The sequence below is a fragment of the Halorubrum alkaliphilum genome (assembly GCF_017873815.1).
GTDB lineage: Archaea > Halobacteriota > Halobacteria > Halobacteriales > Haloferacaceae > Halorubrum > Halorubrum alkaliphilum.
The window spans coordinates 1-1353 of sequence record NZ_JAGGKQ010000060.1; the positions used below are offsets into that span (position 1 = coordinate 1).

Here is a 1353-nt window from a genome sequence, read left to right on the forward strand (position 1 = left end):
TCGAACAGCGTTGATCAACCGCTACCGACGACTTATTGTAACAGAACAGGTGGCTCAGGTCGGGTTAGCTGACGATGCTTTGTGAGGTACTGAGTATTCGTCCAACTGCTCGATATAAACGAGGATTGCTCAATCTGGGGGAAAGTTATTATTCTAGCTGTTTGCTTGTTCACATAATGATCTCTCTTCGAGAGGCGTCTCCTGAAGACGCAGCAGCAATGGCGCGTATCCAATCGGAGTCGCTCCGAGAGAACGGAGAAGAGTACTACACGGACGAACAGCTTGCGCTTCTGGCACCCGCTGAGCCAGATGCTGAGGCAATTCCTGAAGATGAGTTTACCGACGATTCGTGTCGTCCAATCATTGCTGAATTAGATGGATTGATTGTTGGCTGGGGCAGCATCCACCTCGACGAGAACGTGCTGGCTGCAACATTTGTTGATCCCGACTACACAGGACAAGGAATCGGGCGCACAATTGTTGAGGAACTCGAAACAATCGCACGACAGGAAGGCGTAGAGGAGCTAATCGTTCCCGCGTCGCTAAACGCTGTTGGCTTCTACGAAACACTCGGCTTCGAAAAACAGCGCGAAATCGATGCAAGTGGCCCCGGCACACCGGAGATTCCGAGTGTAGAACTGACGAAACAACTGTCCTAATCGCTCGAGTTGCAGACACACTGAGCAGGTGCTCCCCCGCAAAACCAGCGAAAAGATATGTGCCTCCAAACCTGTCCCCAAAGATCCTGAGTAGTTGTAACAGCGCAATCAGCCAGACTGTTATTTTGATTTAGTACCAAAAATACCAATAGTGGTGGGCGTATTCGTAGGGATACCACTAATGGAGCGAGATGACTTCGACGAGGCAGCACCCGGTGAGATCGTTCCCACGACGACGTCGAAGGGGGCGTATTCGGCGTTTCAACCTGACCCGCTTCCGCCCTCAATCAATACTGAACAGCTCATTACACCGCTGGCGGAGGCGACACAGGCACTTGGCCGACTTCACGGCATCGGTCCACGTGTCGGCTCAAGGGAGATCCTGATCGAGCCGTTCATCCGAAAAGAAGCGCTGGAGTCCTCGCAAATCGAGGGCACACATGCTACTCTTTCAGACATCTACGCCTATGAGGCTGGACAGGAGGATCTCATCGACGAAGACAGGCAGCAGGGTACCCAAGAAGTCGTGAACTATCTACACGCGCTGACGCACGGATTGGATGCGATCACAGCTGGCGATCCAATCACCGTCGAATTGCTGGTCGTGTCACAAAGTCCTCTAGAGTTCAGTAGCAACTGGCTCCCGTGAGGAACGGGTTGCCTCTGGTGTCCAACCTACGAGGCAACCCATGCA

2 protein-coding genes are annotated in these 1353 nt (G+C 52.8%); both read left to right on the forward strand.

The annotated features are described in order from the left end of the window. The first annotated feature begins 176 nt into the window (after positions 1-176). Positions 177-659, forward strand: a complete 483-nt coding sequence (locus J2751_RS15445) for a GNAT family N-acetyltransferase (protein ID WP_245202892.1) — start codon at positions 177-179, stop codon at positions 657-659. A 181-nt stretch (positions 660-840) separates the two neighbouring features. Beyond that, positions 841-1308 carry a Fic/DOC family N-terminal domain-containing protein gene (locus J2751_RS15450; protein ID WP_245202893.1) on the forward strand — a complete coding sequence of 156 codons (468 nt, stop codon included), beginning with the start codon at positions 841-843 and terminating at the stop codon, positions 1306-1308. Positions 1309-1353: the final 45 nt, after the last annotated feature.